Consider the following 23,658-nt stretch of genomic DNA (forward strand, 5'->3'; position numbering starts at 1 on the left):
GGGGGTTGCGGCGCCCGGCCACGATGGCGGCGTGATCGTGCGTCGGCCGCTCTGGCTCGTCCTCGCGTCCGCGCTGCTGGCGGTCGCCGGTGCCGCCCTGCTCTGGCTGCCGTTCCACACCCAGACGGCGCTCGACGACTGGGCGGTGACGCTGCGCGAGCGGGGTACGCCCGCGCGGGCGACGGTGGTCGACCAGGTGACCGAGAGCGGCGGTAACCGGGGTTCCTCGTCGAGAACCATGTACTTCAGTTACGTGGTCGACGGCCGCACGCACTCGCAGGAGGTGCCGTGCTTCGAGGTGTGCCGGGCGGCGGGCACCGAGGTGCCGATCTGGGTCAACCCGGCGGACCCGGGCGACTTCGTGACCGACTTCGGGCAGCTCAGCAGGCATCGCGGGCGCGTGCAGGGCGTACTCGGCGTGGTCGGGCTGGCCGCCCTGGGCACCGGGGTGGTGCTGACGCTGTCCCGCATCCGACGCGCCGTCCGGCCGGACGATGACCGCGCAGCCCGGCCGGGCAGAGACCGCGCAGCCCGGCCGCGCCCGGTGCCGGTCGGAGACGGCCGCGTCCACACCGGCCGGGGCAAACGCAAGCGCAACGTCCGGCGGTGACGCAAGCGCACCGCTCGGTGCCGGCCGCCGGCACCGCGTCCGGTGCCGGCGGTCGGCGACGGAGTCAGCGGTAGAGCGTCTCCAGGTAGGCCGGGCCGTAGTGGCGTTCCAGGTCGGCCAGGCTCTCCGCCGGGGCCTCCACCTCCTTGATCAGCCGGGCCCGCGTCGGCAGCACGTCCGGCTGCCAGGTCTCCGGCTGCCACAGCTCGGAGCGCAGGAACGCCTTCGCGCAGTGGTAGAAGATCTGCTCGATCGCGACCTCGACGGCCAGCACCGGCCGGTGGCCCTTGACCTCCATGTCGGCGAACCACGGCGCGTCGGCGATCAGCCGGGCCCGGCCGTTGATCCGCAGCGTGTCGGTGCGGCCGGGAATCAGGAAGATCAACCCGACGTGCGGGTTGGCCAGGATGTTGCGGTAGCCGTCGGCCCGCCGGTTGCCGGGCCGCTCCGGAATCGCGATCGTGGTGTCGTCGAGGACCAGCGCGAAACCGGGCGGGTCACCCTTGGGGGAGACGTCGCAGGTGCCGTCCGCGCCGGCGGTGGCGATCAGGCAGAACGGCGAGGCGGCGAGCCACTCCCGGTCGCGTTCGTGCAGCGTACGGCGCTCCTTGGCGGCTGCCCGCGCCATCGGTGTGCCGATCAGTTCGCGTAGGTCGGCCTCGCTGGTGATTTCCCGGGTCGTCACGTCTTCCTCCCCCGTCCGTTGACCTCGACGGCGGTTCCGTCCCGCGACGGGCCGTGATCCGCCACTGTCAGCCTAGGAGAGCGCGTCGAGCGCCGGGTTTGCCCCCGGGGCCGGCGGGTAGGGACCGGTTCGCAGCGTGCGTCCGGACGCGACGGATGGAGGCCGAGATGGAGAGCCGACTGAAGGTGCTCGGCCATCCCGTGCATCCGATGCTCGTGATGTTCCCGGTGGCGCTCCTCGTGACCGCGGTGATCTTCGATGTGGTGGACACCGTGGGCGGGCCGGACTTCCTCGGCGAGGTCGCGTACTGGAACATCACCGTAGGTCTGATCGGTGGCCTGCTGGCCGCGGCGGCCGGGGCGTTCGACCTGCTCGCCCTGCCGGCCGGCACCCGCGCCAAGCGGGTCGGGCTCACCCACGCCGCCGCCAACGTGGCGGTGATCCTGCTGTTCGCCGCCGTCTGGGTGGTCCGGCTCAACGCCGACTCCCGCGCGGCGGGCGGAGCCCTGATCGCCATCGAGGTGGTCGCGGTGGCGATCCTCGGCGTCAGCGCCTGGCTCGGCGGCGAACTGGTGGACCGGCTCGGTGTCGGCGTCGACCCGGAGCACGATCTGGACGCGCCCAGCTCGCTGCGACCCCCCTCGGCGACCCAGCGGATCGGAGACGTGCGATGACCGAACAGAGCGGCGGACGGGGCTGGCGTGGCCGCCAGCAGTGGGATCCGATGGGCGAGCTCCAGTCGCTGCGTTCCGAGCTGAGCCGGCTGGTCGGCGGACGGTCCGGCAACCAGGACGTGGATCTGGCCGAGACGGCCGACGGCTGGGAGGTGGTCGTCCGGCTACCCGGGGTGGCACCGGAGGAGGTCGCCGTCGAGCTGGACGACCGGGAGCTGTGCGTACGCGCCCGGTCGGAGGCCGAGGTGAACGCCGACCACGGCATCCCGGGCGGGTTCACCACACGGGGCTTCGAGTACCGCGTGGACCTGCCGTCCCGCGTGGACCCGGACCGGATCGACGCGGTGATGGACCACGGCCTGCTCCGGGTCCGCCTGCCCCGGGCGTCCCGGCCCGCGCCGCGCACCATCACCGTCGGGCGTACCGGCCCGCGGCCGGGTGCCGACCGTACGCCGATGCCCGCCGACCCGGCCGCGGACCGGGAGCTGCACCACCCGGACACCGCGCTCGACGAGATCGACAGGCCGTAGGGGTCGCGTGACCAGCCCGTCCGACGACTCCAGCTCGGCGCGTCCGTCGCCGCGCCGCGACCCGGAGCCGTCGGTGCTCGGCCCGGTCGGCGAGCGCGTACCCGACGTCGAGCGCATCGCCGTGCTCCGCGCCAACGCGCTCGGTGACTTCATCTTCGTGCTGCCGGCGCTCGACGCGCTGCGGTCCGCGTACCCGTCGGCGGAGATCGTGCTGCTCGGCGCGCCGTGGCACGCGGCGCTCTGGCGCGACCGGCCCGGCCCGGTGGACCGGGTGCTCGTGGTGCCGGCGACGCCCGGCATCCGCGATCCGGGGCCCGGCGAGTCGCCGGGTGACGTACCGGCTTTCCTGGCCGCTGCCCGCGCCGAACGGTTCGACCTGGCGTTGCAGGTGCACGGCGGAGGCGGCAACTCGAACCCGTTCGTGGCCGGGCTGGGCGCCCGGGTCACCGCCGGTCTGCGGGCCGAGGGCGCGCCGCCGCTGGACCGGTGGCTGCGCTACGTCTACTACCAGCACGAGGTGATCCGCTACCTGGAGGTGGCCGCCCTGGTCGGCGCGCCGGCCACCACGATCACCCCGGCGCTCGCGGTCACCGCCGCCGACCGGGCGGAGGCCGCCGCCGTGCTCGGCGAACCCACCCGCCCCCGGGTCGCGCTGCACCCGGGCGCGACCGACACACGGCGGCGCTGGCCACCGGAACGCTTCGCCGAGGTCGCCCGCGAGCTGACCGGAGACGGGTACGAGGTGCTGGTCACCGGTACGCCCGCCGAGCAGGAGACGGTCGACGCGGTGGTGGCGGCGGCCGGAGTGCCGGTACGCCCACAGGTCGGCACGCTCAGCCTGGGCGCGCTCGCCGCCGCGTACGCGGACTGCGCGCTCGTGGTCTCCAACGACACCGGCCCGCTGCACCTGGCCGCCGCAGTGGGCGCGCCGACGGTGGGTGTCTTCTGGGTCGGCAACCTGATCAACGGGGCGTCGCCGCTGCGCGGGCGGCACCGTCCGATCGCCGCCTGGACCACCCACTGCCCGGTCTGCGGCGTCGACTGCACGCCCGGGATCTACCCGCACCGGCCGGGCGACGGCGAGTGCCCGCACCGGGTGTCGTTCGTGGCCGACGTGCCGGCCGCCGAGGTGGTCGAGGCGGCCCGCGAGCTGCTCACACCTCCGCCGGCGACTCGCTGAGCACCACTTCCCACGCCTCCACGTCGCGTTCGGTGACAGTGGTCGGCGACTCCAGGTGATAGGCCCCGCTGGGCAGGACACCGGCGCCGCCGTGGCGCTCCAGCACCGCGAGCTGCGCGGCGACGTCCTCCCCCTGGTGCCGCTCGGGCAGCCGCTCCCAGAAGTCGAAGCCGCCGGAGTCGACCAGCTTGGCCCGGTCGTAGAGCACGCACCCGCCGATCCAGGAGATCTTGTACGCCCGCCACTCGCCCGCCGCCAGGTCGAGCTTCTCGGTGACGTGCAGCAGGTTCGCCGCCGGGTGGATGGACGCCCGGTGCCATTCCGGCGTGCCGGGCATGATCCGTTCCGGCACCGGGGCCCCGGTCCACTCCTCGTAGTGCCGGTGCGTCTCCGGGCGCACGTCGTCGGCGTAGGAGAGCCCGTGCACCGCGTTGCCGACGAACCCGCAGCCCAGCTCGTCCAGCGCGGTGACCAGCCGGGACAGTGCGCCCGGCTCCAGCCACACGTCGTCGTCGAGGCAGAGCACGGCGTCGGCCGCCGACTGGGCCAGCAGGTAGGACCGGTGCTCGGCCAGGCCGCGCCGGGGCAGCCGCCGGGTCAGCAGCACCGGGTGCCCCCGGTGCCGCAGCGCCCGGACCATCGTGGCGGCGGCCGGATGCGCGTACGCGGGCTCGCCGTCGGACTGGTCGCTGACCACCACCCCGAACCCGGGTACGCCCTCCTGGGCGGCCAGCCCGGACAGCGTGACAGCCAGTTCGGCGGGCCGGTTACGGGTGGGGATCAGCACGTCCAGCCGCCGGTGCTGCCGGAACCGTTCGGGCGTGCCCGGGTCGAGCGGACGCGTCACGCCGGCCTGCCCTCGCCCACGGCGGAGCTGTGCCGGTTGGGCATGGCCTCACGGCCCTCGCTTCGCTCGGTGCGTTCGCTCATGCTGTGCCGGTTGGGCATGGCCTCACGGCCCTCGCTTCGCTCGGTGCGTTCGCTCATGCTGTGCCGGTTGGGCATGGCCTCACGGCCCTCGCTTCGCTCGGTGCGTTCGCTCATGCTGTGCCGGTTGGGCATGGCCTCACGGCCCTCGCTTCGCTCGGTGCGTTCGCTCATGCTGTGCTGCTGGGCGCGGATCCGGTCGATGATCGCCGAGGTGGAGCGGTCCGGCACGTACCCGAGCGTGCGCACCTGCCCGCCCAGCCGCCGTACCAGCGGTGCCTCCGGCACCATCTCCGGCGGGTAGTCGCCGCCCTTGACGTAGACGTCGGGGCGGACCGCCTCGATCAGCCGGGCCGGCGAGTCCTCCTCGAAGACCACCACGTGGTCGACACAGGCCAGCGCCGCCAGCAGGGCGATCCGGTCCTCGACCGGGTTGACCGGCCGGTCCGGGCCCTTGAGCCGCCGTACGCTGCCGTCCGAGTTGACCGCCACGATCAGCAGGTCGCCGAGCGCGCGGGCCTGGGTCAGGTAGCGGACGTGCCCCGGGTGCAGCACGTCGAAGCAGCCGTTGGTGAACACCACCGACCGCCCGGCCTGCCGGTGCTCGTCCACCAGCGCGGCCAGCTCGTCGGCGCCGACCAGGGCCGGGTGCGCGCCCTCGTCCGCGCCGGTGCCGAGCGCGGCCAGCAGATCCTGCCGGCGGCACACGCAGGTGCCGGTGTCGGCGACCGTGATGGTGGCGGCGAGCTGGGCGAGCTGGGCGGCGGTGGGCAGGCCCGCGTCGGCGGCGAGCGCCAGCGTCATGGCCGCCAGGTACGCGTCCCCGGCGCCCACCGCGTGACTGGCCGGGACCGGCGTGCTGTGGCTGCGCCGGGGCTCGCCCTCGGCGCCGCCGACCACCGCGCCCTCGGTGTCCAGGGTCACCGCCACCACGTCGGCGCCGGTGTGCGCGCGCAGCTCGGGCAGGCGGGACTCGGCCAGCACGGCCCGGTCGACTCCGGTGCCGGCCGCCGCGCTCACCGTCACGCCGGTCCCGGTGACGCTCAGCCCGTCGCCGGTGAGCGCGACCCGCTCCTCGCCGGGCACCGGCTCGCCGGTCGGGCCGGCGGGGGCCTCGGCGGCGGGCGTGCCGGAGGTCGGGTGCGGGCTGCCGGGTACGCGCTCACCGGACCCGCCCGGCGCGGCGCCCACCATCAGCTCGGACGGGCCGTCGGCCTCGGCCGGGTGGTTCAGGTGCACGTCGCCGCTGGGGACGGCACCCCGCTCGGCGTGCGCGAACCCGGCGGCGGCGCGGGCCAGCAGCCGGGTCGCCTCGGCGAAGCTCGGCGTCACCACGGTCGGGTTCAGTCCGCGCCAGTCGGCCAGGTCGTGCGCGTCGAGCGCCACGGTGCCGTACCGGTCGCGGTTGGCGACCAGCCACGCGCGCACCGCGGACGGCAGCGCGCCCAGGCCGTAGTCGCAGACCACCAGCGTCAGCGGCTGCCCGCCGGCCACCGCGCGCAGCTCCTCGGTGGCGCAGTGCAGCGCGGTCAGCAGGCGGGCCACGCCGTCGGCGTCCAGCCCGTCCTCCGGGCCGCCGGAGTCCTCGCGGAGCAGGATCTGGTTGCCGGCGAGCATCCGCCGCTTGACCGGCGTGGGCCGGCCCGGCTGGCTCACCGTACGGTCCCAGACCGCCGCCCGGTCCAGGCAGTCGTGCAGTTCGTCGCCGGCCACGTCGGCGCCGACGGGGGCGACGAGCGCGGCCCGGCCGCCGAGCGCTGCGACGTTCACCGCCGTGTTGGCGGCGCCCCCGGCCGCGGAGATCCGCCGCCGCAGGGTGAGGACCGGCGCGGGCGCCTCGCGGCAGAGCCGCTCCGACTCGGCGAACCGCCACTCGTCCAGCATGGCGTCCCCGACGACCAGCACGGGACGCTGCTGCCAGCTCGCCACGACTGTGGCGAGCCGGCGCTCTTCCGCTGCTGCTCCTGCCATGCCTCTGCGGATCCCCCCGGGCCGTCGGGCCAAACGCGACGCGGGCCACCCGATGCGTCCGGTTTCGCGGCATCGGGCGGGGGAACCGTGCAGACGTACCCCGGAGAGGAGAAGCAGCATGGCAGCGACACTTCAGGGCAAGCGCATCGCCTTCCTGGCCGCCGACGGCGTCGAGGAGGTCGAGTACACCAAGCCCCGGGAGGCGGTGGAGAACGCCGGCGCCCAGGTCGAGCTGGTCTCCATCGAGTCCGGCACGATCCAGGCCTTCAACCACCTCGACCACGGCAAGCAGTACCAGGTCGACGTCACCACCAAGGAGGCGGACGCCGGGGCGTACGACGGCCTGGTCCTGCCCGGTGGCGTGGCGAACCCCGACTTCCTGCGGACGGACCCGGAGGCGGTCCGGTTCGTCAAGGCGTTCTTCGACGCCGGCAAGCCGGTCGGCGTGATCTGCCACGGCCCGTGGACGCTCGTCGAGGCGGACGTGGTGCGGGGCCGCACCATCACCTCCTGGCCGAGCCTGCGCACCGACCTCACCAACGCCGGCGCGAACTGGGTCGACCAGGAGGTCGTCACCGACAACGGGCTGGTCAGCAGCCGCAAGCCGGACGACCTGCCGGCGTTCTGCGCCAAGATCGTGGAGGAGTTCGCCGAGGGGCGGCACGCCGCCCGATGAAACTCGTACGCCCACCGGGGGCATGATCCGCCCCCGGTGGGATAGGAAGCGGGATGACCGCCCAGGCCGCCCGTCCCGCGTTGCCCGCCCGCCAGATCCGCCTGCTGATGTTCGGTCTGATGACCGGGATGCTGCTGGCGGCGTTGGACCAGACCATCGTCGGGACCGCGCTGCCGACCATCGTCGGCGAACTGGGCGGCATCAACCACTACTCGTGGGTGGTCACCGCGTACCTGCTGGCCTCGACCGCCTCGACGCCGCTGTACGGCAAGATGGCCGACCTGTACGGACGTCGGCCGGTCTTCCTGTTCTCGATCGGGATGTTCCTGCTCGGCTCGCTGCTGGCCGGGCTGTCGCAGGACATGACCCAGCTGATCGTCACGCGCGGCGTGCAGGGCCTGGGCGCGGGTGGCCTGATGACGCTGGCGTTCACCATCATCTCGGACGTGGTGTCGCCCCGGGAGCGTGGCCGCTACCAGGGGTTGTTCGGCGCGGTGTTCGGCGTGTCGTCGGTGGCCGGGCCGCTCGTCGGCGGCTACTTCGCGGAGAACAACTGGCGGTGGATCTTCTACATCAACGTGCCGCTGGCGATCCTCGCCATCGTGGTCTGCTGGCACGTGATGCGGCTGGTGCCGTTCGAGCGCCGGGAGCACACGGTCGACTGGATCGGCGCGGCGCTGCTGGTCGCCGGCGTGAGCTGTCTGCTGCTGGCGCTGAGCTGGGGCGGCGCCGAGTACGCCTGGGGCTCCGGCGTGATCGTCGGGCTGTTCGCCGCGGGCGCGGTGCTGGGCGTGCTGTTCGTCGTCCAGGAGGCCCGGACCAGGGAGCCGATCCTGCCGCTGCGGCTGTTCCGCAGCGCCACGTTCGCGCTCGCCAACGGGGCGGGTTTCGTGCTCGGCCTGGTGATGTTCGGGTCGATCATCTTCATCCCGCTCTACCTGCAGATCGTCAAGGGCGCCTCGCCGACCCGCAGCGGTCTGCTGATGCTGCCGATGATGGCCGGCGTCATCGTCACCTCGGTGCTCACCGGCCGGGCGATGAGCCGGATCGGCAGGTACAAGTGGTTCCCGGTGGCCGGCGCGGCCGTGCTGGTGGCCGGGATGCTGCTGTTCCAGCAGCTCCAGGTGGACACCTCGCTCTGGGTCGCGTTCGGCTACATGGTGGTGATCGGCGTCGGGCTGGGTCTGTGCATGCAGTCGCTGATCCTGGCCGTGCAGAACGCGGTGAGCGTCCGCGACCTGGGCGCGGGCACCTCGTCGGCGACGTTCTTCCGGTCGCTCGGCGGCTCGTTCGGCGTGGCCATCCTCGGCGCGGTGCTGTCGTCCCGGCTCACCGCCGAGATGTCCGCGCGGCTGCCGGGCGCGCTGGCGCAGCTTCCGCCGGAGCAGCGGGCCGCGGTGACGGCCGGCGGGGACTTCTCGATCAACGACCCGGCGGCGATCCTCGCGCTGCCCGCCCCGGTACGCGCCGCCGTCCAGGCCGCGTTCGTCGAGTCGCTGCACCTGGTCTTCCTGACCACCGGGCTGATCGCCGTGATCGCCGTGCTGGTCACGCTGGCGATGCCGAACCTCCAGTTGCGCGGCACCGGCCCGCAGGGCGCGACCGGCGGCGCCGACCCGCTCGGCGGGAAGGCGCCCGCGCCCGGCGGCAAGCCGCTGACGAAGGAGTCGAAGGACGAGGCCGCCGCCGACATGGAGGCGAAGTCGCAGACGATGCTGTGACCTGCGGCTACTTGAGGATCAGCCGGTTGGTCTGCTCGAACACGTCGAGGTCGGCGAGCGTCTCGTGCACGCTCGACGACAGCGGGTGCGGGAAGTCCGCCGGGTGGAAGAACCCGGAGTCGGTGGTCTCGTCGGTGAACCGGGCCAGTTCGCCGTCCCACTCGTCGACCCGGAACGCCGTGGTGAAGACCTGGTACGTGTGCCCGTACATGTTGGTGTGGGTGCGGTCCGGGCCGGTGTAGAGCGCGAACGCGCTGACCCGCAGCGCCCGCAGCCCGGTCTCCTCCCGGACCTCCCGGACCGCGCAGTCGGCGATCGACTCGCCGAGTTCCATGGCGCCGGCCGGCAACGCCCACTGGCCGTTGTCGGAACGCTGGATCAGCAGCACCCGGGCGGCGTTGTCGCGCACCACGGCGCGCGCGCCGACGAACATCAGGGTGCGGTCACCGGCCAGGGCGCGGAGCTGCCCGACGTACGAGTCGGCCCAGGAGATGCTCACCCGGACAATCTACGCAGCAGCCGTGATCACGTCGGCGATTCCGGGGGGTTCCGCAGATGTGACCGCCGCCACTACGTTGTTACCCATGCGTAGCACGATGATGGATGCCCCTCTCCAGGTCGCCCGGATCCTCGAACACGGCTCCACCGTGCACGGCGCGGCGGAGGTGGTCACCTGGACCGGCGCCGAACCCCGCCGGATGACGTACGCGGAGGTCGGGCGCGTCGCGGCCCGGCTGGCCCACGCGCTGCGCGACGAGTGCGGGGTGACCGGCGACGAGCGGGTCGGCACGTTCATGTGGAACAACAACGAGCACCTGGTGGCGTACTTCGCCGTGCCGAGCATGGGCGCGGTGCTGCACACGCTCAACATCCGGCTCTTCCCCGACCAGATCGCCTACATCGCCAACCACGCGCAGGACCGGGTGGTCCTCGTCGACACCACGCTCATCCCGCTGCTCGCCCGGGTGATCGGCGAGATGACCACCGTGGCGCACGTGGTGGTGGTCGGCGGCGGCGACCCGGCCCCGCTGCTGGCCGCGGCCGGCGACCGGATCACCGTGCACCACTGGGACGCGCTGCTGGCCGACCGTCCGGACCACTTCGACTGGCCGGAGGTGGACGAGCGGGACGCCGCCGCCCTCTGCTACACGTCCGGGACCACCGGCAACCCCAAGGGCGTCGCCTACTCGCACCGCTCGATCTACCTGCACTCGCTCCAGGTGTGCATGCCGGAGGGCTTCGGGCTCGGCCCGAACGATCGCGAGCTGGCGATCGTGCCGATGTTCCACGCGATGTCGTGGGGCCTGCCGTACGCGGCGTTCCTCTCCGGCGCCTCGCTGATCATGCCGGACCGGTTCCTCCAGGCCGAGCCGATCGCCGCGATGATCGCCGCCGAGCGGCCCACGCTGGCCGGCGCGGTGCCGACCATCTGGACCGACCTGCTGGCCTACGTGGACACGCACGAGGTGGATCTCTCCTCGCTGAAGGAGGTGATCGTCGGCGGGTCGGCCTGCCCGCCGTCGCTGATGCACGCGTTCCACGACCGCTACGGCATCGACGTCATCCACGCCTGGGGCATGACCGAGATGTCGCCGCTGGGCTCGGTCTCCCGGGCGCCGGCCGGCGCGACCGGCGACGACGCCTGGCGCTACCGCTACACGCAGGGCCGCGTCCCGGCGGGCGTGACCGCGCGGATCGTCGGCCCGCTGGGCGAGCCGCTGCCCGCCGACGGGACGTCGGTGGGCGAGCTGGAGGTACGCGGGCCGTGGGTGACCGCCCGGTACATCGGCGACGACGCCCCTGACCCGGAGAAGTTCCGGGACGGCTGGCTGCGTACCGGTGACGTCGGCACGCTCTCGCCGGACGGCTACATCACGCTCACCGACCGCGCCAAGGACGTGATCAAGTCGGGCGGGGAGTGGATCTCCTCGGTCGAGCTGGAGAACGCGCTGATGGCCCACCCGGCGGTGCTGGAGGCGTGCGTGGTGGGCGTACCGGACGAGCGCTGGGACGAGCGGCCGCTGGCCACTGTGGTGGTCCGCGAGGGCGCCTCGGTGACCGCGGAGGAGCTGCGCGACTTTCTCGCCGGCTCGGTGGCTCGCTGGCAGTTGCCGGAGCGCTGGGCGTTCATCGACGCGGTGCCGAAGACCAGCGTCGGCAAGTTCGACAAGAAGGTGGTGCGCTCGCGGTACGCCGACGGCGGGCTCGACGTGCGGGAACTGACCGCGTCGTAACGTTTCGCGGCGTACCGTCGCCTACACGGGCAGGAACACGTTTCCAACGGGCATTCCTCCCAGAGGGCGGCCCCGGCGTTCGCACCGCGCCGGGGCCGCCCGTCCGTTACGGGGTGACCCGCACCGTCATTGTTGCGAAAGTTGTTCGCGTCTGTCCGGCTGTCGGGGAAATCCGGTCGCCTACTCGTCAGCGGTGCTCACCAGCACCTTGCCCACCACGCTGTCCTGCACCGCCTGCTGCGCGGCGGCGGCCTCCGCCAGCGGATACCGGTGCAGCGGCAGGCCGGCCTCATCCCCGACCCGGATCGCGCCCTGCGCCACCGCCGCCGCGATGTCGGTGACCGCCTGCGCCTTCGCCACCTTCGGCGCGGTGTAGATCAGCACGAACTGCCAGCGCGCGTTCGGGACCATCAGCGGCCGGATCGGCAACGTCACCTCGTCGCCACCGTCGTCGGCGTACACGCAGACCGCCCCACCGGTGCGCAGCATCCGTACGTCGGCGGCGGCGTTGCGGGCGGCGGACACCTCGACGATCGTGTGCACCCCGTCGGGCGCGACCTTGCGGACCTCCTCGACCACGTCCTGCTCGCGATAGTTGATCACGAAGCTGGCCCCGGCCGCCGCCGCGAGCTGCGCCTTCTCCGGGCTGCTCACCGTGGTGATCACGCACGCGTCGGCCCAGCGGGCGAGCTGGATCGCCGCGTTGCCCACCGCGCCCGCGCCGCCCTGCACCAGCACCACGTGGTCGCTCAACGCGCCCGCGTGCAGCTTGTCCGGCATGAACTCACCGGCGGTCAGGCAGCGGTGCGCGGTCATGAACGGGATACCGAGCGCCGCACCCAGGTCGAACGAGGCCGGACCGAGCGGCACCGCGTGCCGGACCGGGACCAGCGTGTACTCGGCGGCAGTGCCCCACGGGCGCTGCCACGCCGCCTCCCACACCCAGACCCGCTCACCGATGAGCGTCCGGTCCACGCCCTCGCCGACCGCCTCGACCACCCCGGCGCCGTCCTGGTGCGGGATCTGCCAGCCGGCCGGCAGCGGCCACGCCTGGCGGGCCTTCCAGTCGGTCGGGTTCACCCCCGACACAGCCATCCGGACCAGCACCTCGCCCGGTCCGGGTTCCGGCACCTGCCGCTCGACCACCTGGAGCACCGAGGCGTCCCCGCTGCGCTCGTACACGATCGCCTTCATCGCTGTCCCCTCACCGTCGTCGCGTGATGGCGCTACCCCGCCGCCTACCGATCATTCGCCGTACGGCGGCCGAGTGACTCGGCCACCTCGGGCGTGAGCGCGCCGATGGACGGAAGCAGCACGGCCGCGAGCGCCTCCGCGTCCGGGTCGAGCGGGTACGACGTGTGCGGCACCGCCACCACCCGGCACCCGGCGGCGGCCGCCGAGCGCACCCCGTTCGACGAGTCCTCCACCGCCACGCACCGGGCCGGGTCGACGCCCAGCCGCTGCGCCACCGCCAGCCACACGTCGGGCGCGGGCTTGCCCCGGGCCGTCTCCTCGGTCGACAGCGTCGCGCCGAACGCGCCGGCCAGGCCCGTCGCGTCCAGCGCCGCCCCGATCAGCCGGGTCGGTGAGGAACTGGCCAGACCCAGCGGCCACCGCGCGGCCATGCGGCGCACGACCGCGTCGGCGCCGTCGATCAGCGGTACGCGCTGCGCGTACCGCCGGGCCATCTCGGTCACCACCTCGGTGGCGACCTGCTCGGCCGGCCGGTCGACGCCCAGCTCACCGCTCAGATACTCGGCCCACTCGGCGGTGCTCATCCCCATCAGCCGACGCTGGGTGTCCGGCTGCCAGATGCCACCGTGCTCGGCCACGTACGCCCGCCGGACCTCCTCCCAGACCGGCTCCGAGTCCACGATCACGCCGTCCAGGTCGAAGAGCACCGCGTCCACCATTCCGCCATCCTGCCCCAGCCGGCGGCCGGACTCACCGCGGCAGCGCCGCTCCGGCCGAACGCTGGGCCGGAAGGCCGATCGGGGCCTGGGCCGGAATGATCGTGCGGCAGCGCGTCGCGATCGGCTCCAGCAGCTCCCGCAACCGGGCCGTACGCTCCGCGCCCAGCGCCCGCCACGGCCCCGACGCGGCCCGGTCGGTGGCCTCCTCGACCGCGCGGAACGTCTCGGTGGCGTACGGCGTGGGGCTCAGGTCAGCGGTCAGCCAGCCCTTGTCCACCAGGCGCTGCTCGGCGGCGGTCCACTGCTCGTCGGTCCAGCCCCGGGCCGGCTGGTGGAACTCGCGGGACTGGTCGACCCGGCACCGCCAGGCCACCACCTCGACCGGTTCCAGCCCGGTCGTCACCAGCGCCGCCACATGGCCGTCACCGCGGTGCTCGCGTAGCGTGGTGGCGGCCTGCCAGAGCCGGGCCAGCGGGTACTCGCCCCGGGGCAGCGCGGCGTTGACCGCGCCGAGCACCCGGCCGGCGACGTCCACCCGGCCGGCCGCCTCCTCCAGCAGGTCGGCGGCCTCGACCAGGTGCGACTCGGGCAGCTCGTAGGTGAACTCGGCGAGCGCCTGCACGCCACCGGTGAGGCGGGCCCGCATCGCCTCCTCCGGGGAGGCCAGGCGCCACACCGAGGGCAGCGCGCGGGCCACCATGGCCGGAGCGAAGCTGAAGAACGCGGCCGTGACCGTCGGCGCGTCGACCGGCCCGAGCGGCGCGGCCCGGCCGGCGAAGTAGCCACGCCAGTAACCCCGCAGCCCGACCGCCTCGAACGCGGCCCGGGCACGGGGGTGGAAGTAGGTCACCGCGTGGACCGGCTCGTAGAGCGTCCACATCTGCCGGGTCACCCCGGCCTCGTCCAGCGCCGCCACGTGCACCTCCGCGTCGGTGGGCAGATCCCCACGGGCGGACGTGCCGCCCGTGGTGACCATGAACCTACTGCCGCTGGGTGACCGGGCGGAAGCCCGGAGTGATCTACTGCGCAGCCAGCACGTCGACGACGAAGCGCAGCGGCCCGGCCGGACGACCGCCCGCGGCGTCGTTGCCGTACGCCAGCTCGGCCGGGAGGTCCAGCTGGACCCGGCTGCCCACCGGCACGCCGACCAGGCCCTGGTCCCAGCCCTTGATGACCTGGCCCACGCCGATCTGGAAGGTGGCCGGCTGGCCGCTGTCCCAGGACGCGTCGAACTGCTTGCCGTCCTTGTAGAAGACACCCACGTAGTTCGTGGTGATGTTCTGACCCGCCTTCACCGCCGGGCCGGTGCCCTTGACGAGCGTGGTGACGGTGAGCTTCTTCAGCTCACCGGTGCCCGCCTGCACGGTCGGCTTGGTCTTCAGCGCCGGGTCCATGCCGGCGGGCAGCTCCTGGGCGGGCGCGGTGGGCTCGGCCGGCGCGGTGGGGCTGGCCGAGGAGCCGGCGGTGGACGCCTTGTCGTCGTCCCCGCTGTTCAGCCAGACCAGGCCGCCGACCAGGGCAACCACCGCCAGCACGCCGACCGCCGCGCCGAGGATCGACTGCCGGCGGCGACGCGCCTCGGCTGCCTTCTTCTCGGCCAGCTGGGCGGCCAGCCGCCGCTGTGCCTTGGTGGCCGGGGCCTGGCCCGCCGACCGGTTCTCCACACGCTCGCTCACGTCGACTCCCTGCAGGGTGGGTGGGTGCGCCCCCGGCGGGCCGCCGCCGAGGCCAGCGCACACGGTACCCGCCCGGACCCCCAGCGTGCCCAGACGGCCGCCACGATCCGGACACGAAGCCCGATACGAGGGCACCGCGCGGGGTAGTTTCCGACCATGGCGATCCTCAGCGAAGAAGACCTGGCCCTGCTCGGCGAGCCGCAGCTCGCGCACGTGGCGACGATCGAGGCCGACGGCACCCCGCACGTCACCCCGGTCTGGGTGGACACCGACGGCGAGCACATCGTGTTCAACACGGCCAAGGGCCGGCAGAAGTACCTGAACATGTCCCGCAACCCGGTGGTCGCGGTGTCGGTGGCGGACAAGGCCGACGACTTCCGCACCCTGTGGATCAAGGGCACCGTCGAGTTCGTCACCGAGGGCGCCGACGAGCACATCGACCGGCTGGCGAAGAAATACCTGGGCCAGGACACCTACCCCTGGCGCCGTCCCGGCGAGGAGCGCGTCATCGTCCGTGTGACGCCCACCGAGAAGCTCGGCCGCGGCTGAGCGGCGCGGCCCCGCCGTCCATCGAGGGCGGGGCCTTCGCCGTACGCCTCAGGCGCTCTTCTTCGCGGCCGTCTTCTTCGCGGGCGTCTTCTTGGCGGCGGTCTTCTTGGCCGGTTCGGCCTTCTTCGCCGCCGTCTTCTTCGCGGGCGTCTTCTTGGCCGCCGTCTTCTTCGCCGGCGCCTTCTTCGCGGCCTTCTTCGCGGATCGGGCCGACGAGATCGGGGTCGGCTCGGCACCGCCACCGGACGGTGCCTCGCCCCGGGCCGCCCGGGCCCGCTCGACCGACGCCTTCAGCGCGGCCATCAGGTCCACCGCGGCTGCCGGCGCTGCCTCTTCCTCCTCCGGCTGCACCACCTCGCGGCCCTCGACCTTCGCGTCGATGACCTCCTGCAACGCCGCCCGGTAGTCGTCGGTGAACGCGTCCGGCTCGAACTCGCCGGCCATCGAGTCGATCAGCGAACTGGCCATCGCCAGCTCCGGCGGGCGTACCTTCAGGTCCTCGTCCAGGAAACCGAAGTCCGGCCGGCGGATCTCGTCCGGCCACAGCATGGTGTTGAGCAGCAGCACGCCCTCGCGGACCCGCAGCGTGGCGAGCTGCTCCCGCTGGCGCAGCGCCACCTTGACGATCGCCACCCGCTCCGAGTCGGACAGCGCGTCGCGCAGCAGCACGTACGGCTTCGTCGCCGAGCCCTCCGGCTCCAGGAAGTACGCCTTGTTGTAGAGGATCGGGTCGACCTGCTCGGCCGGTACGAACTCCAGCACGTCGATCGCGTGCGAGGTGCTCAACGGCAGGTCGGCGAAGTCCTCGTCGGTGAGGATGACCATCTCGCCGCCACCGATGTCGTACCCCTTGGCGATGTCGTCGTAGGTGACCTCCTCGCCGCAGACCGAGCAGGTGCGCTTGTAGCGGATTCGGCCGCCGTCCTCACGGTGCACCTGGTGGAAACGGATGTCCTTCTCCTCGGTGGCCGAGTAGACCTTCACCCCGATCGACACCAGGCCGAACGACACCGCTCCTTTCCAGATCGCCCGCATACCCGCGCTCCTCTCCCCGGTTGACCACCAGAATCGCAAACGATCGAACGGGACGCACGCGCTTCCGTGCGCAACTACAGTCAGGAGGTGCCCGGCGCGCCGTTGAAGCCGATGCTCGCGACGACCGGGCAGCTCCCGGCCGGCGCCGCCTGGTCGTACGAGTTCAAGTGGGACGGCGTACGCGCGCTCGCCGACATCGCCCGCGGCGACCGGCACTTCTACGCCCGCTCCGGCGTCGAGATCACCACCGCGTACCCGGAACTGCTCAACCTCGCCGAGCAGGTCGACGACGCGCTGCTCGACGGCGAGGTGGTCCTCTTCACCGACGGGCAGCCCTCGTTCACCGCGCTCGCCGAGCGGATGCACGTCCGCAACCCGGCCAAGGCGGCGCGGCTGGCGGCGACGGTACCCGTCACGTACATGATCTTCGACGTGTTGCGGCTCGACGGCGTCGACCTGACCGCCCGGCCGTGGCGGGAGCGACGGGCGGCGCTGGAGTCGCTCGGGCTCGGCGCCGCCCGGTGGGCGGTGCCGCCGGTCTTCGGCGACGGACCGGCCACCTACGCGGCGGCCGGCGAGCACGGGCTGGAGGGGGTGATGGCCAAGCGGGTCGACTCGCTCTACCGGCCCGGCGTGCGCTCGCCGGACTGGGTGAAGGTCAAGCTGGAGGTCACCGCCGACTTCGTGGTCGGCGGCTGGCGACCCGGCGCGCGGCGCGTCGGCGGCCTGCTGGTCGGCGTGCCCGGCCCGGACGGGCGGCTGGTCTACCGGGGGCGGGTCGGCGGCGGGATCGGCGCGGCGATCGAACGGGAACTGCTGCGCGAGCTGGAGCCGCTGCGCGCCACCGACTCGCCGTTCGCCGCCGGGGTGCCGCGTGAGGATGCCCGGGGCGCGATCTGGGTAACTCCCCGGATCGTGGTGGAGGTCAAGTACGGCCAGCGCACGCCGGACGGCCGGCTGCGCTTCCCGCGCATCCTGCGCCTGCGCCCGGACAAGCCGCCCGAGGAGGTCGACGATGCCGTCTGACCGGTTCAAGGTCGAGGTCGAGGGGCGCTCGCTGGAGCTGTCCAACCTGGACAAGGTGCTGTTCCCGAAGGCCGGCTTCACCAAGGGCGAGGTGATCGACTACTACACCCGGATCGCACCCGTGCTGCTGCCGCACCTGCGCGACCGCGCGCTGACCCGGATCCGGTTCCCCAACGGCGTCGACGGCGGCTCGTTCTTCGAGAAGAACGCACCCGCCGCGACCCCCGGTTGGGTACGCACCGAGAACCTGCCCGCCCCCGGGTCGACGAAGGGGCGGGAGACCATCGACTACGTGGTCTGCGACGAACTGCCCACACTGGTGTGGCTGGCCAACCTGGCCGCGCTGGAGCTGCACACCCCGCAGTGGAAGATCGGCGCCCACCCGGACATGATGGTCGTCGACCTGGACCCGGGCGCCCCGGCCGCGCTCAAGCAGTGCTGCCAGGTGGCGCTGCTGATGCGCGACCGGCTGGCTTCCGACGGTGTCGAGGCGTACCCGAAGACGTCGGGGAAGAAGGGCATGCAGCTCTGCTGCCCGATCGCCGGTACGCAGGACGCCGAGATCGTCTCCGACTACGCCAAACGGATCGCGCAGGAGCTGGAGCAGGCACACCCGAAGCTGATCGTGTCGAAGATGGCGAAGAACCTGCGCCCCGGCAAGGTCTTCATCGACTGGAGTCAGAACAACGCGGCGAAGACGACAGTGGCGCCGTACTCGCTGCGGGCGCAGTCGGTGCCGTCGGTGTCGACGCCGCTGACCTGGGACGAGGTGGAGGCCGGGGCGGCGGGGAAGCGGCCGTCGACGCGGCCGTACACCGCGGGCGAGGTGCTCAAGCGGGTGGAGAAGCAGGGCGACCTGCTGGCCCCGCTGCTCGACGGCGGCCCGGAACTGCCCGTGCGCTGACCCGGAGGGCCGGGCACGTCGGGCTAGGGTGAGCGGACCGGCAGACAGGAGTTCGCGCATGGCCCACCAGGCAACCGTCGCCGTCACGCCCGACGCGGTCGGATACCCGCTGCTCAGCTACCACGACGACGCGACCGGGGAACGCACCGACCTCACCGCCGCGCAACTCGGCGAGTGGACCGCCCGCAGCGCCGGACTGCTGCGCGACGGGTGCGGGCTGCGCCCCGGTGACCGGGTGGCGGTGCTGCTGCCGCCGCACTGGCGTACCGCCGCGGTGCTGCTCGGGGCCTGGTCGGTCGGGCTGTCCGTCTCGTTCCGGCCGCGCGCGCTGGCCGGGCTGCCGGTGCTGGAACCGGGCGCGGACCGGCCGTACGACGCGGTGTTCGTGACCCCGGAACGCCTCGACGACTGGTTGGAGGACGTGCCCCAGGGGACGCACCGCTATCTGGTGGGCACCGGGCCGGGCCGGCTCGCCGAGCTGCCGCCGGGCTGGCTGGACTGGTCGGCCGAGGTGCTGCGGCACCCGACCGACCCGCCGGACTACACAGCCGTCGACCCGTCCGACCCGGCCACGCCGGACGGCACCAGCTTCGGCGCGTGGCGCCGCCTGGCCGCCGAGATCGCCACCCAGCTCGACTTGCACCCCGGCGACCGCCTGGTGATCGACCCGACCGAGGACGAGCAGCCCCTGAAGTGGCTCCTGGCCCCGTTGTCCGCCGGAGCCACGGTCCTGATCCACGCCAACCCCACCCCCTCGCCTTCTCGCTGATCTTGCAGTTTCGGCCTTCTCGATGCCGGATCAGTGGCTCTTGTCGGGGCGCCAACTGCAAGATCAACGCAGTGGGTGATGGGTGCGGGGGGAGCTGTGGCGCGGCTCGTCGTCGGCTCGACCGTCCCGTGCGAGCGCCGGACGTTGGTCGGCGGCGTCGGGCGCGCCCTTGGGGAAGCCCCATGGCCGTTCGGCGAGCCGTCCCCGGTGGCGCCTCCCGTCGATCGGCAAGGAGATCTTGGAGCCAAACGGCCCTCTTAGGGGCACTTTCCTTCCAAGATCTCCGCGTGTCTCGCCTCGTGAAACGACCGTCTCAGGCAGTGGAGACGGTTCGAGCGGCGAGGGCGGCCTCGCGGGGCTCTCGTCCGCGCTGCCCGCAACATCTGAGGCGCCGTGACTCCAAGATCGACGTGGACTGGTCGGGGCGGGAGGGTGGGGAATGTGGTTGACCTGGGGGAGAGGGGTGGGGCCTACTGCGTCGGGTGTGCCGGACCGTGGCGGTCGGGCTCGGTGGTGGCGGGAGTGGGCGTGGGCGGGATCGAGGGGCTGTTCTGGCGGGAGTTCGGCGACGACGACCTGCCCGCGCTGACCGGGCTGGCGCAGGCGTGCCTCGCCGCCGACGGCGGGTTGCCGCTGTTCGGGCGTACCCCGTTGGCGCGGGCACGGTTGCTGCAGACGCGTACCCACGGCGCCTGGTCCGGCGGCGACCTGGTCGCGGCCGTCGGGGTCGGGACCGGGCGGACGCCGGCCACCGCCACCGGCCTGGTGCACCCGGCGTGGCGCGGGCGCGGGCTCGGCGGCGCGCTGCTGGACTGGGCGGAGAAGCAGGCGGGCGACGCGGGCCTGCTGGTCACCACCGAGACGTGGAACGCGGGCGCGGAGGGGTTGTTCGCGGCGCGTGGCTACACGCGGACGTTCCTGGAGTGGGTGCTGCGGCACGACCTCCACGCGTCGCCCGAGGTCACGGCGCCGGACGGCGTGACTGTGGAACAGGCCGTGCTGGGGCCGGAGCTGTTCGCCACCTACCGGGCGTCGTTCGCCGACCGGCCCGGATTCGTGGAGCCCGAGGCCGGCGAGTGGCTGGGCGACCTGCGTGACGACGACGACTTCCGACCGGAGTTGACGCTGCTGGCGCGCGGCCCGGACGGTGAGGCGGCCGGCTTCGTCACAGTGCTCGACGACTGGATCGACCAGGTCGGCGTCGTGCCCGGGTGGCGCGGGCGACGGATCGGCGCGTACCTCGTGGCGCGCGTGCTGCGCGGCCTTGCCGACGCGGGCGCGGACGCCGCGTGGCTCTGCGTCAACGACGACAACCCGGCCGCCGGGCTGTACCGGCGGCTCGGCTTCCGCGACTTCGGCCGCCGCGCCCGCTACCTGCATGACTGACCCGACCCGGGCGGCGATCGTGCGGGCCCTCGCCGACCTGTGGGCGAGCGGCTGCCCGGTGCCCGCGCCCGAGCACCAGGAACGGCTCGCCGACGTCGGCATGCGTCGCTGGCGCAGCGTCGCGCGCCGGCACCGGGGGCGGCGGCTCAGCCCGGACCAGCGCACCCAGGATCTGGTACGCGGGCTGGTCGCCGCGTTCGAGCCGGACCGTGCGCTGGTCGGGCGGCTGGTACGCGACTACGAGTGCGTGGCGCGCGCCATCGCCGACGTCATGACGTCGACGGACTCGCCGGGGTCTGTTGCGGACGGCCGTTGACGTGGTCTTATGGCGGGACGACGACGTCATCGACCCGCAGCTTTGACAACCCCGCGTCGGTACTCCTTTCATGCCTCTCGAAAGGTGCAACGATGCACAGGAAACCGACGATCCACCTGGCAGTGCTCGTCGCTGCCGCAGCCACCTTCCTGACCGCCGGCGGAGCCCCCGTCGCGGCCACGGCCGCACCCGTGACCGCCTCTCCCGCCGCCGCCGAGTGCGAGCCCGGCACCGACACGCACAGCGCCGCCCGGGTACGCGAGGGCGCCACCGCCCAGGAGCCGGCGCTCTACTCGACGAACGAGGCCAAGGCGTACGGCGTCATCAAGGACTCGCCGCGCCTGGCGAACGGCAGCGTCACCGTGCCGACGATCTTCCACATGATCTCGGACCACGAGCTGAGCGCCGCCGAGAAGGCCCGCTGGAACACGCTCATCGCGGCGCAGATGACGGTGCTCAACGACTCGTTCGCGGGTCGTACGGCGGCCGACGCGTCGGACACGCCGTTCCGCTTCTCGCTCGTCGACACCACCTGGACCGTGAACAGTGCCTGGTACACGGTGGTGCCGGGCAAGAACGAGCGGGACATGAAGAAGGCGCTCTACACCGGCGACTCCCGCACCCTGAACGTCTACGCGGCGAACATCGGTGACGGGCTGCTCGGCTGGGCGTACTTCCCGAAGGGCTACAACAACGGCCGCGACTACATCGACGGCGTGGTGATGCTCGACGAGTCGATGCCGGGCGGCACGGCCGGCAAGTACGCGCTCGGCGACACGCTCACGCACGAGGTCGGACACTGGCTGATGCTGGAGCACACGTTCGCGCACGGCTGCTCCGCGTCCGGCGACTTCGTGGCGGACACGCCGCGTGAGGCGGCACCGCAGTTCAACTGCCCGATCGGGGCGGACACCTGCACCGCGCCGGGGCTCGACCCGATCCACAACTTCATGGACTACACGCAGGACTCCTGCATGAACATGTTCACGCCGGGCCAGGCCGACCGGATGAGCGACGCCTGGGTGGCGTTCCGCGCCAGCGGCAAGGGCTGACCGCGAGACCGGGCGGGCCGCATCGCAGCGGTCCGCCCGGCACGCCGGTCAGTCGACAGTGGGCAGCGGCGGCCCGAGCACGTCGTCGGCGTCCACGATGGTGTACGCGTACCCCTGCTCGGCCAGGAACCGCTGCCGGTGCGCGGCGTACTCGGTGTCGATGGTGTCCCGGGAGACCACCGTGTAGAAGTGCGCCTGCCGGCCGTCGGCCTTCGGCCGCAGCACGCGTCCGAGCCGTTGCGCCTCTTCCTGCCGGGAGCCGAACGTACCGGACACCTGGATCGCCACCGCCGCCTCGGGCAGGTCGATGGAGAAGTTGCCGACCTTCGAGAGCACCAGCGTCCGCAACGAGCCGGAGCGGAACGCGTCGAACAGCCGCTCGCGTTCCTTGTTCGTGGTGGAGCCCTGCACGATCGGCGCGTCCAGGTATTCGCCGAGCTGGTGCAACTGGTCGAGGAACCCGCCGATGACGAGGACCTGCTCGTCCGGGTGCCGGTCCACCAGGGCCCGCACCACCGGCAGCTTGGTGCGGGCGGTCGCCGCCATCCGGTAGCGCTCCTCCGCCTCCGCCGTCGCGTACGCGAGTCGTTCGGCGTCGGTGAGCGTCACCCGTACCTCGGTGCACTCCGCCGGGGCGATCCAGCCCTGCTGCTCGATGTCCTTCCACGGCGCGTCGTACCGCTTGGGGCCGATCAGACTGAACACGTCGCCCTCCCGGCCGTCCTCGCGTACCAGAGTCGCGGTGAGGCCGAGCCGGCGACGGGCCTGGAGGTCCGCCGTGAAGCGGAAGATCGGCGCGGGCAGCAGGTGCACCTCGTCGTAGACGACCAGGCCCCAGTCGCGGGCGCCGAACAGGTCCAGGTGGGTGAACGCGCCGCCGCGCCGCGAGGTGAGCACCTGGTACGTGGCGATGGTGACCGGGCGGATCTCCTTGCGCTCGCCGGAGTACTCGCCGATCTCCTCCTCGGTCAGCGAGGTGCGGGCGATCAGTTCCCGCTTCCACTGCCGTCCCGCCACCGTGTTGGTGACCAGGATCAGCGTGGTCGCCTTCGCCTCGGCCATGGCCGCCGCGCCGACGAGCGTCTTGCCGGCGCCGCAGGGCAGCACCACCACGCCGGACCCGCCCGCCCAGAACGCCTCGACGGCTTCCCGCTGGTACGACCGCAGCGTCCACGGCTTGCCGCCGTCCTTGCCGGACTCGGCCAGCTCGATCGGGTGCGCCTCGCCGTCCACGTACCCGGCCAGGTCCTCGGCCGGCCAGCCCAGCTTGAGCAGCGCCTGCTTGAGCCGGCCCCGCTCGGACGGGTGCACCGCGATCGTGTCGTCGTCGATCTTGGCGCCGAGCATGCCGGCGAGCTTCTTGCTCTTGGCCACCTCGATCAGCACCACCCGGTCCAGGGCGCGCAGCACCAGGCCGTGCACCGGGTCGTTGGCGAGCTGGAGCCGGCCGTACCGGTCCATCGTCTCGGCCACGTCGACGAGCAGCCCGTGCGGCACCGGGTAGCGCGAGTACTTGATCAGCGAGTCGACCACGCCCTCGGCGTCGTGGCCGGCGGCCCGGGCGTTCCACAGGCCCAGCGGCGTGAGCCGGTACGTGTGCACGTGCTCGGGGGAACGTTCCAGCTCGGCGAAGGGCGCGATCGCCATCCGGCACGCCTGCGCGTCGGGGTGATCCACCTCCAGCAGCAGCGTCTTGTCCGACTGCACGATCAGTGGTCCACCGCTCACGCCAGCGTCCTCTCGCATCGCCCGGAACCCGCTGCCCGGAAACTCGTCGCCCGGAACCGGTCGCCCGGCATCCCGTCCGCGCCCCGGCTGACCTGC

At 73.0% G+C, this 23,658-nt stretch carries 23 protein-coding genes and 1 pseudogene; 14 read left to right on the forward strand and 10 right to left on the reverse strand.

Annotated features, from left to right (window positions below):
• The first annotated feature begins 31 nt into the window (after window positions 1-31).
• Window positions 32-610 carry a DUF3592 domain-containing protein gene (locus V6U82_RS21675; protein ID WP_258545181.1) on the forward strand — a complete coding sequence of 193 codons (579 nt, stop codon included), beginning with the start codon at window positions 32-34 and terminating at the stop codon, window positions 608-610.
• 64 nt (window positions 611-674) lie between these two features.
• Here the strand turns inward: V6U82_RS21675 and V6U82_RS21680 are convergent, their stop codons facing one another.
• Window positions 675-1,295 carry a pyridoxamine 5'-phosphate oxidase family protein gene (locus V6U82_RS21680; RefSeq protein ID WP_128138213.1) on the reverse strand — a complete coding sequence of 207 codons (621 nt, stop codon included), beginning with the start codon at window positions 1,293-1,295 and terminating at the stop codon, window positions 675-677.
• Between the two features lie 167 nt (window positions 1,296-1,462).
• Here V6U82_RS21680 and V6U82_RS21685 point away from each other — a divergent pair, with 167 nt between their 5' ends.
• Genes V6U82_RS21685 through V6U82_RS21695 form a run of 3 tightly spaced genes read left to right on the forward strand, consistent with a single transcriptional unit; the run spans window position 1,463 to window position 3,679 of the window.
• Window positions 1,463-1,969 carry a DUF2231 domain-containing protein gene (locus V6U82_RS21685; protein WP_128138212.1) on the forward strand — a complete coding sequence of 169 codons (507 nt, stop codon included), beginning with the start codon at window positions 1,463-1,465 and terminating at the stop codon, window positions 1,967-1,969.
• The gene (locus tag V6U82_RS21690; protein ID WP_128138211.1) at window positions 1,966-2,499 is read left to right on the forward strand and encodes an Hsp20/alpha crystallin family protein; all 534 of its coding nucleotides are present in this window, start codon (window positions 1,966-1,968) and stop codon (window positions 2,497-2,499) included. Before V6U82_RS21685 ends, V6U82_RS21690 begins: the two co-directional genes overlap by 4 nt.
• A gap of 7 nt (window positions 2,500-2,506) precedes the next feature.
• A complete protein-coding gene (locus tag V6U82_RS21695; protein ID WP_435123721.1) occupies window positions 2,507-3,679 on the forward strand; it encodes a glycosyltransferase family 9 protein in 1,173 nt (390 codons plus the stop codon).
• Here V6U82_RS21695 and V6U82_RS21700 read toward each other — a convergent pair.
• The gene (locus V6U82_RS21700; RefSeq protein ID WP_334463992.1) at window positions 3,654-4,526 is read right to left on the reverse strand and encodes a glycosyltransferase; all 873 of its coding nucleotides are present in this window, start codon (window positions 4,524-4,526) and stop codon (window positions 3,654-3,656) included. The two genes, V6U82_RS21695 and V6U82_RS21700, sit on opposite strands and share 26 nt — an antisense overlap.
• A 266-nt stretch (window positions 4,527-4,792) precedes the next feature.
• Window positions 4,793-6,577 (reverse strand): annotated as a pseudogene (gene rfaE2 / locus V6U82_RS21705) (D-glycero-beta-D-manno-heptose 1-phosphate adenylyltransferase); the annotation flags it as partial.
• Window positions 6,578-6,695: 118 nt separating this feature from the next.
• On the opposite strand from rfaE2, the gene V6U82_RS21710 reads away from it, so the two are divergent.
• Both V6U82_RS21710 and V6U82_RS21715 read left to right on the forward strand, forming a co-directional pair.
• Window positions 6,696-7,253, forward strand: coding sequence for a type 1 glutamine amidotransferase domain-containing protein (locus V6U82_RS21710; RefSeq protein WP_120572023.1), 558 nt, complete (start codon window positions 6,696-6,698; stop codon window positions 7,251-7,253).
• A 53-nt stretch (window positions 7,254-7,306) separates the two neighbouring features.
• Window positions 7,307-8,974, forward strand: a complete 1,668-nt coding sequence (locus tag V6U82_RS21715; protein ID WP_128137135.1) for an MDR family MFS transporter — start codon at window positions 7,307-7,309, stop codon at window positions 8,972-8,974.
• Window positions 8,975-8,981: 7 nt separating this feature from the next.
• Here V6U82_RS21715 and V6U82_RS21720 read toward each other — a convergent pair whose 3' ends face one another.
• Entirely contained in the window at window positions 8,982-9,473 is a 492-nt protein-coding gene (locus V6U82_RS21720) for an NUDIX domain-containing protein (protein WP_018785677.1), read from the reverse strand.
• Window positions 9,474-9,573: 100 nt separating this feature from the next.
• Between V6U82_RS21720 and V6U82_RS21725 the strand changes: the two genes are divergently transcribed.
• A complete protein-coding gene (locus tag V6U82_RS21725) occupies window positions 9,574-11,208 on the forward strand; it encodes a fatty acid--CoA ligase (protein ID WP_334464073.1) in 1,635 nt (544 codons plus the stop codon).
• A gap of 180 nt (window positions 11,209-11,388) precedes the next feature.
• Here the strand turns inward: V6U82_RS21725 and V6U82_RS21730 are convergent, their stop codons facing one another.
• From V6U82_RS21730 to V6U82_RS21745, 4 genes are all read right to left on the reverse strand, one after another.
• Window positions 11,389-12,402: an NADPH:quinone reductase gene (locus V6U82_RS21730; RefSeq protein ID WP_334463999.1), complete on the reverse strand. Its 1,014-nt coding sequence runs from the start codon at window positions 12,400-12,402 to the stop codon at window positions 11,389-11,391.
• A gap of 44 nt (window positions 12,403-12,446) precedes the next feature.
• Entirely contained in the window at window positions 12,447-13,121 is a 675-nt protein-coding gene (locus V6U82_RS21735; RefSeq protein WP_334464001.1) for an HAD family hydrolase, read from the reverse strand.
• A gap of 31 nt (window positions 13,122-13,152) precedes the next feature.
• Complete coding sequence (locus V6U82_RS21740; protein WP_334464075.1) at window positions 13,153-14,001, reverse strand: SCO6745 family protein; 849 nt, start codon at window positions 13,999-14,001, stop codon at window positions 13,153-13,155.
• A 139-nt stretch (window positions 14,002-14,140) separates the two neighbouring features.
• Window positions 14,141-14,797 (reverse strand): FKBP-type peptidyl-prolyl cis-trans isomerase, encoded by a 657-nt coding sequence (locus tag V6U82_RS21745; RefSeq protein WP_258544821.1) that lies wholly within the window; start codon window positions 14,795-14,797, stop codon window positions 14,141-14,143.
• Between the two features lie 156 nt (window positions 14,798-14,953).
• On the opposite strand from V6U82_RS21745, the gene V6U82_RS21750 reads away from it, so the two are divergent.
• Complete coding sequence (locus V6U82_RS21750) at window positions 14,954-15,346, forward strand: PPOX class F420-dependent oxidoreductase (protein WP_128137132.1); 393 nt, start codon at window positions 14,954-14,956, stop codon at window positions 15,344-15,346.
• 48 nt (window positions 15,347-15,394) lie between these two features.
• Here V6U82_RS21750 and ku read toward each other — a convergent pair whose 3' ends face one another.
• Window positions 15,395-16,381: a non-homologous end joining protein Ku gene (ku, locus tag V6U82_RS21755; protein ID WP_334464004.1), complete on the reverse strand. Its 987-nt coding sequence runs from the start codon at window positions 16,379-16,381 to the stop codon at window positions 15,395-15,397.
• Between the two features lie 87 nt (window positions 16,382-16,468).
• Here ku and ligD (V6U82_RS21760) point away from each other — a divergent pair, with 87 nt between their 5' ends.
• The 6 genes from ligD (V6U82_RS21760) to V6U82_RS21785 all read left to right on the forward strand — a co-directional run bounded on the left by ligD (V6U82_RS21760) (window position 16,469) and on the right by V6U82_RS21785 (window position 21,834).
• Window positions 16,469-17,407, forward strand: coding sequence for a non-homologous end-joining DNA ligase (ligD, locus tag V6U82_RS21760; RefSeq protein WP_334464077.1), 939 nt, complete (start codon window positions 16,469-16,471; stop codon window positions 17,405-17,407).
• Window positions 17,397-18,311: a non-homologous end-joining DNA ligase gene (gene ligD / locus V6U82_RS21765; protein ID WP_334464006.1), complete on the forward strand. Its 915-nt coding sequence runs from the start codon at window positions 17,397-17,399 to the stop codon at window positions 18,309-18,311. The genes ligD (V6U82_RS21760) and ligD (V6U82_RS21765) overlap by 11 nt, the downstream gene beginning before the upstream one ends.
• A gap of 58 nt (window positions 18,312-18,369) precedes the next feature.
• Complete coding sequence (locus tag V6U82_RS21770) at window positions 18,370-19,080, forward strand: TIGR03089 family protein (protein ID WP_334464008.1); 711 nt, start codon at window positions 18,370-18,372, stop codon at window positions 19,078-19,080.
• Window positions 19,081-19,608: 528 nt separating this feature from the next.
• The gene (locus tag V6U82_RS21775; RefSeq protein ID WP_334464011.1) at window positions 19,609-20,466 is read left to right on the forward strand and encodes a GNAT family N-acetyltransferase; all 858 of its coding nucleotides are present in this window, start codon (window positions 19,609-19,611) and stop codon (window positions 20,464-20,466) included.
• Window positions 20,459-20,782 carry a hypothetical protein gene (locus V6U82_RS21780; protein ID WP_334464013.1) on the forward strand — a complete coding sequence of 108 codons (324 nt, stop codon included), beginning with the start codon at window positions 20,459-20,461 and terminating at the stop codon, window positions 20,780-20,782. The genes V6U82_RS21775 and V6U82_RS21780 overlap by 8 nt, the downstream gene beginning before the upstream one ends.
• A gap of 92 nt (window positions 20,783-20,874) precedes the next feature.
• Window positions 20,875-21,834 carry a zinc metalloprotease gene (locus V6U82_RS21785; protein WP_334464015.1) on the forward strand — a complete coding sequence of 320 codons (960 nt, stop codon included), beginning with the start codon at window positions 20,875-20,877 and terminating at the stop codon, window positions 21,832-21,834.
• A gap of 48 nt (window positions 21,835-21,882) precedes the next feature.
• Here V6U82_RS21785 and V6U82_RS21790 read toward each other — a convergent pair whose 3' ends face one another.
• Entirely contained in the window at window positions 21,883-23,562 is a 1,680-nt protein-coding gene (locus V6U82_RS21790) for a DNA repair helicase XPB (RefSeq protein ID WP_128137787.1), read from the reverse strand.
• Window positions 23,563-23,658: the final 96 nt, after the last annotated feature.

The sequence above is a fragment of the Micromonospora sp. CPCC 205554 genome (assembly GCF_036902745.1).
Taxonomy (GTDB): Bacteria; Actinomycetota; Actinomycetes; order Mycobacteriales; family Micromonosporaceae; genus Micromonospora; species Micromonospora tulbaghiae.

Coding starts and splice junctions, on each gene's coding strand:
- V6U82_RS21685 (WP_128138212.1), top strand. CDS start 1,463: ATGGAGAGCCGACTGAAGGTGCTCGGCCATCCCGTGCATCCGATGCTC.
- V6U82_RS21690 (WP_128138211.1), top strand. CDS start 1,966: ATGACCGAACAGAGCGGCGGACGGGGCTGGCGTGGCCGCCAGCAGTGG.
- V6U82_RS21710 (WP_120572023.1), top strand. CDS start 6,696: ATGGCAGCGACACTTCAGGGCAAGCGCATCGCCTTCCTGGCCGCCGAC.
- V6U82_RS21715 (WP_128137135.1), top strand. CDS start 7,307: ATGACCGCCCAGGCCGCCCGTCCCGCGTTGCCCGCCCGCCAGATCCGC.
- V6U82_RS21725 (WP_334464073.1), top strand. CDS start 9,574: ATGGATGCCCCTCTCCAGGTCGCCCGGATCCTCGAACACGGCTCCACC.
- V6U82_RS21730 (WP_334463999.1), bottom strand. CDS start 12,402: ATGAAGGCGATCGTGTACGAGCGCAGCGGGGACGCCTCGGTGCTCCAG.
- V6U82_RS21735 (WP_334464001.1), bottom strand. CDS start 13,121: ATGGTGGACGCGGTGCTCTTCGACCTGGACGGCGTGATCGTGGACTCG.
- V6U82_RS21740 (WP_334464075.1), bottom strand. CDS start 14,001: ATGTGGACGCTCTACGAGCCGGTCCACGCGGTGACCTACTTCCACCCC.
- V6U82_RS21750 (WP_128137132.1), top strand. CDS start 14,954: ATGGCGATCCTCAGCGAAGAAGACCTGGCCCTGCTCGGCGAGCCGCAG.
- ku (WP_334464004.1), bottom strand. CDS start 16,381: ATGCGGGCGATCTGGAAAGGAGCGGTGTCGTTCGGCCTGGTGTCGATC.
- ligD (WP_334464006.1), top strand. CDS start 17,397: ATGCCGTCTGACCGGTTCAAGGTCGAGGTCGAGGGGCGCTCGCTGGAG.
- V6U82_RS21770 (WP_334464008.1), top strand. CDS start 18,370: ATGGCCCACCAGGCAACCGTCGCCGTCACGCCCGACGCGGTCGGATAC.
- V6U82_RS21780 (WP_334464013.1), top strand. CDS start 20,459: ATGACTGACCCGACCCGGGCGGCGATCGTGCGGGCCCTCGCCGACCTG.
- V6U82_RS21785 (WP_334464015.1), top strand. CDS start 20,875: ATGCACAGGAAACCGACGATCCACCTGGCAGTGCTCGTCGCTGCCGCA.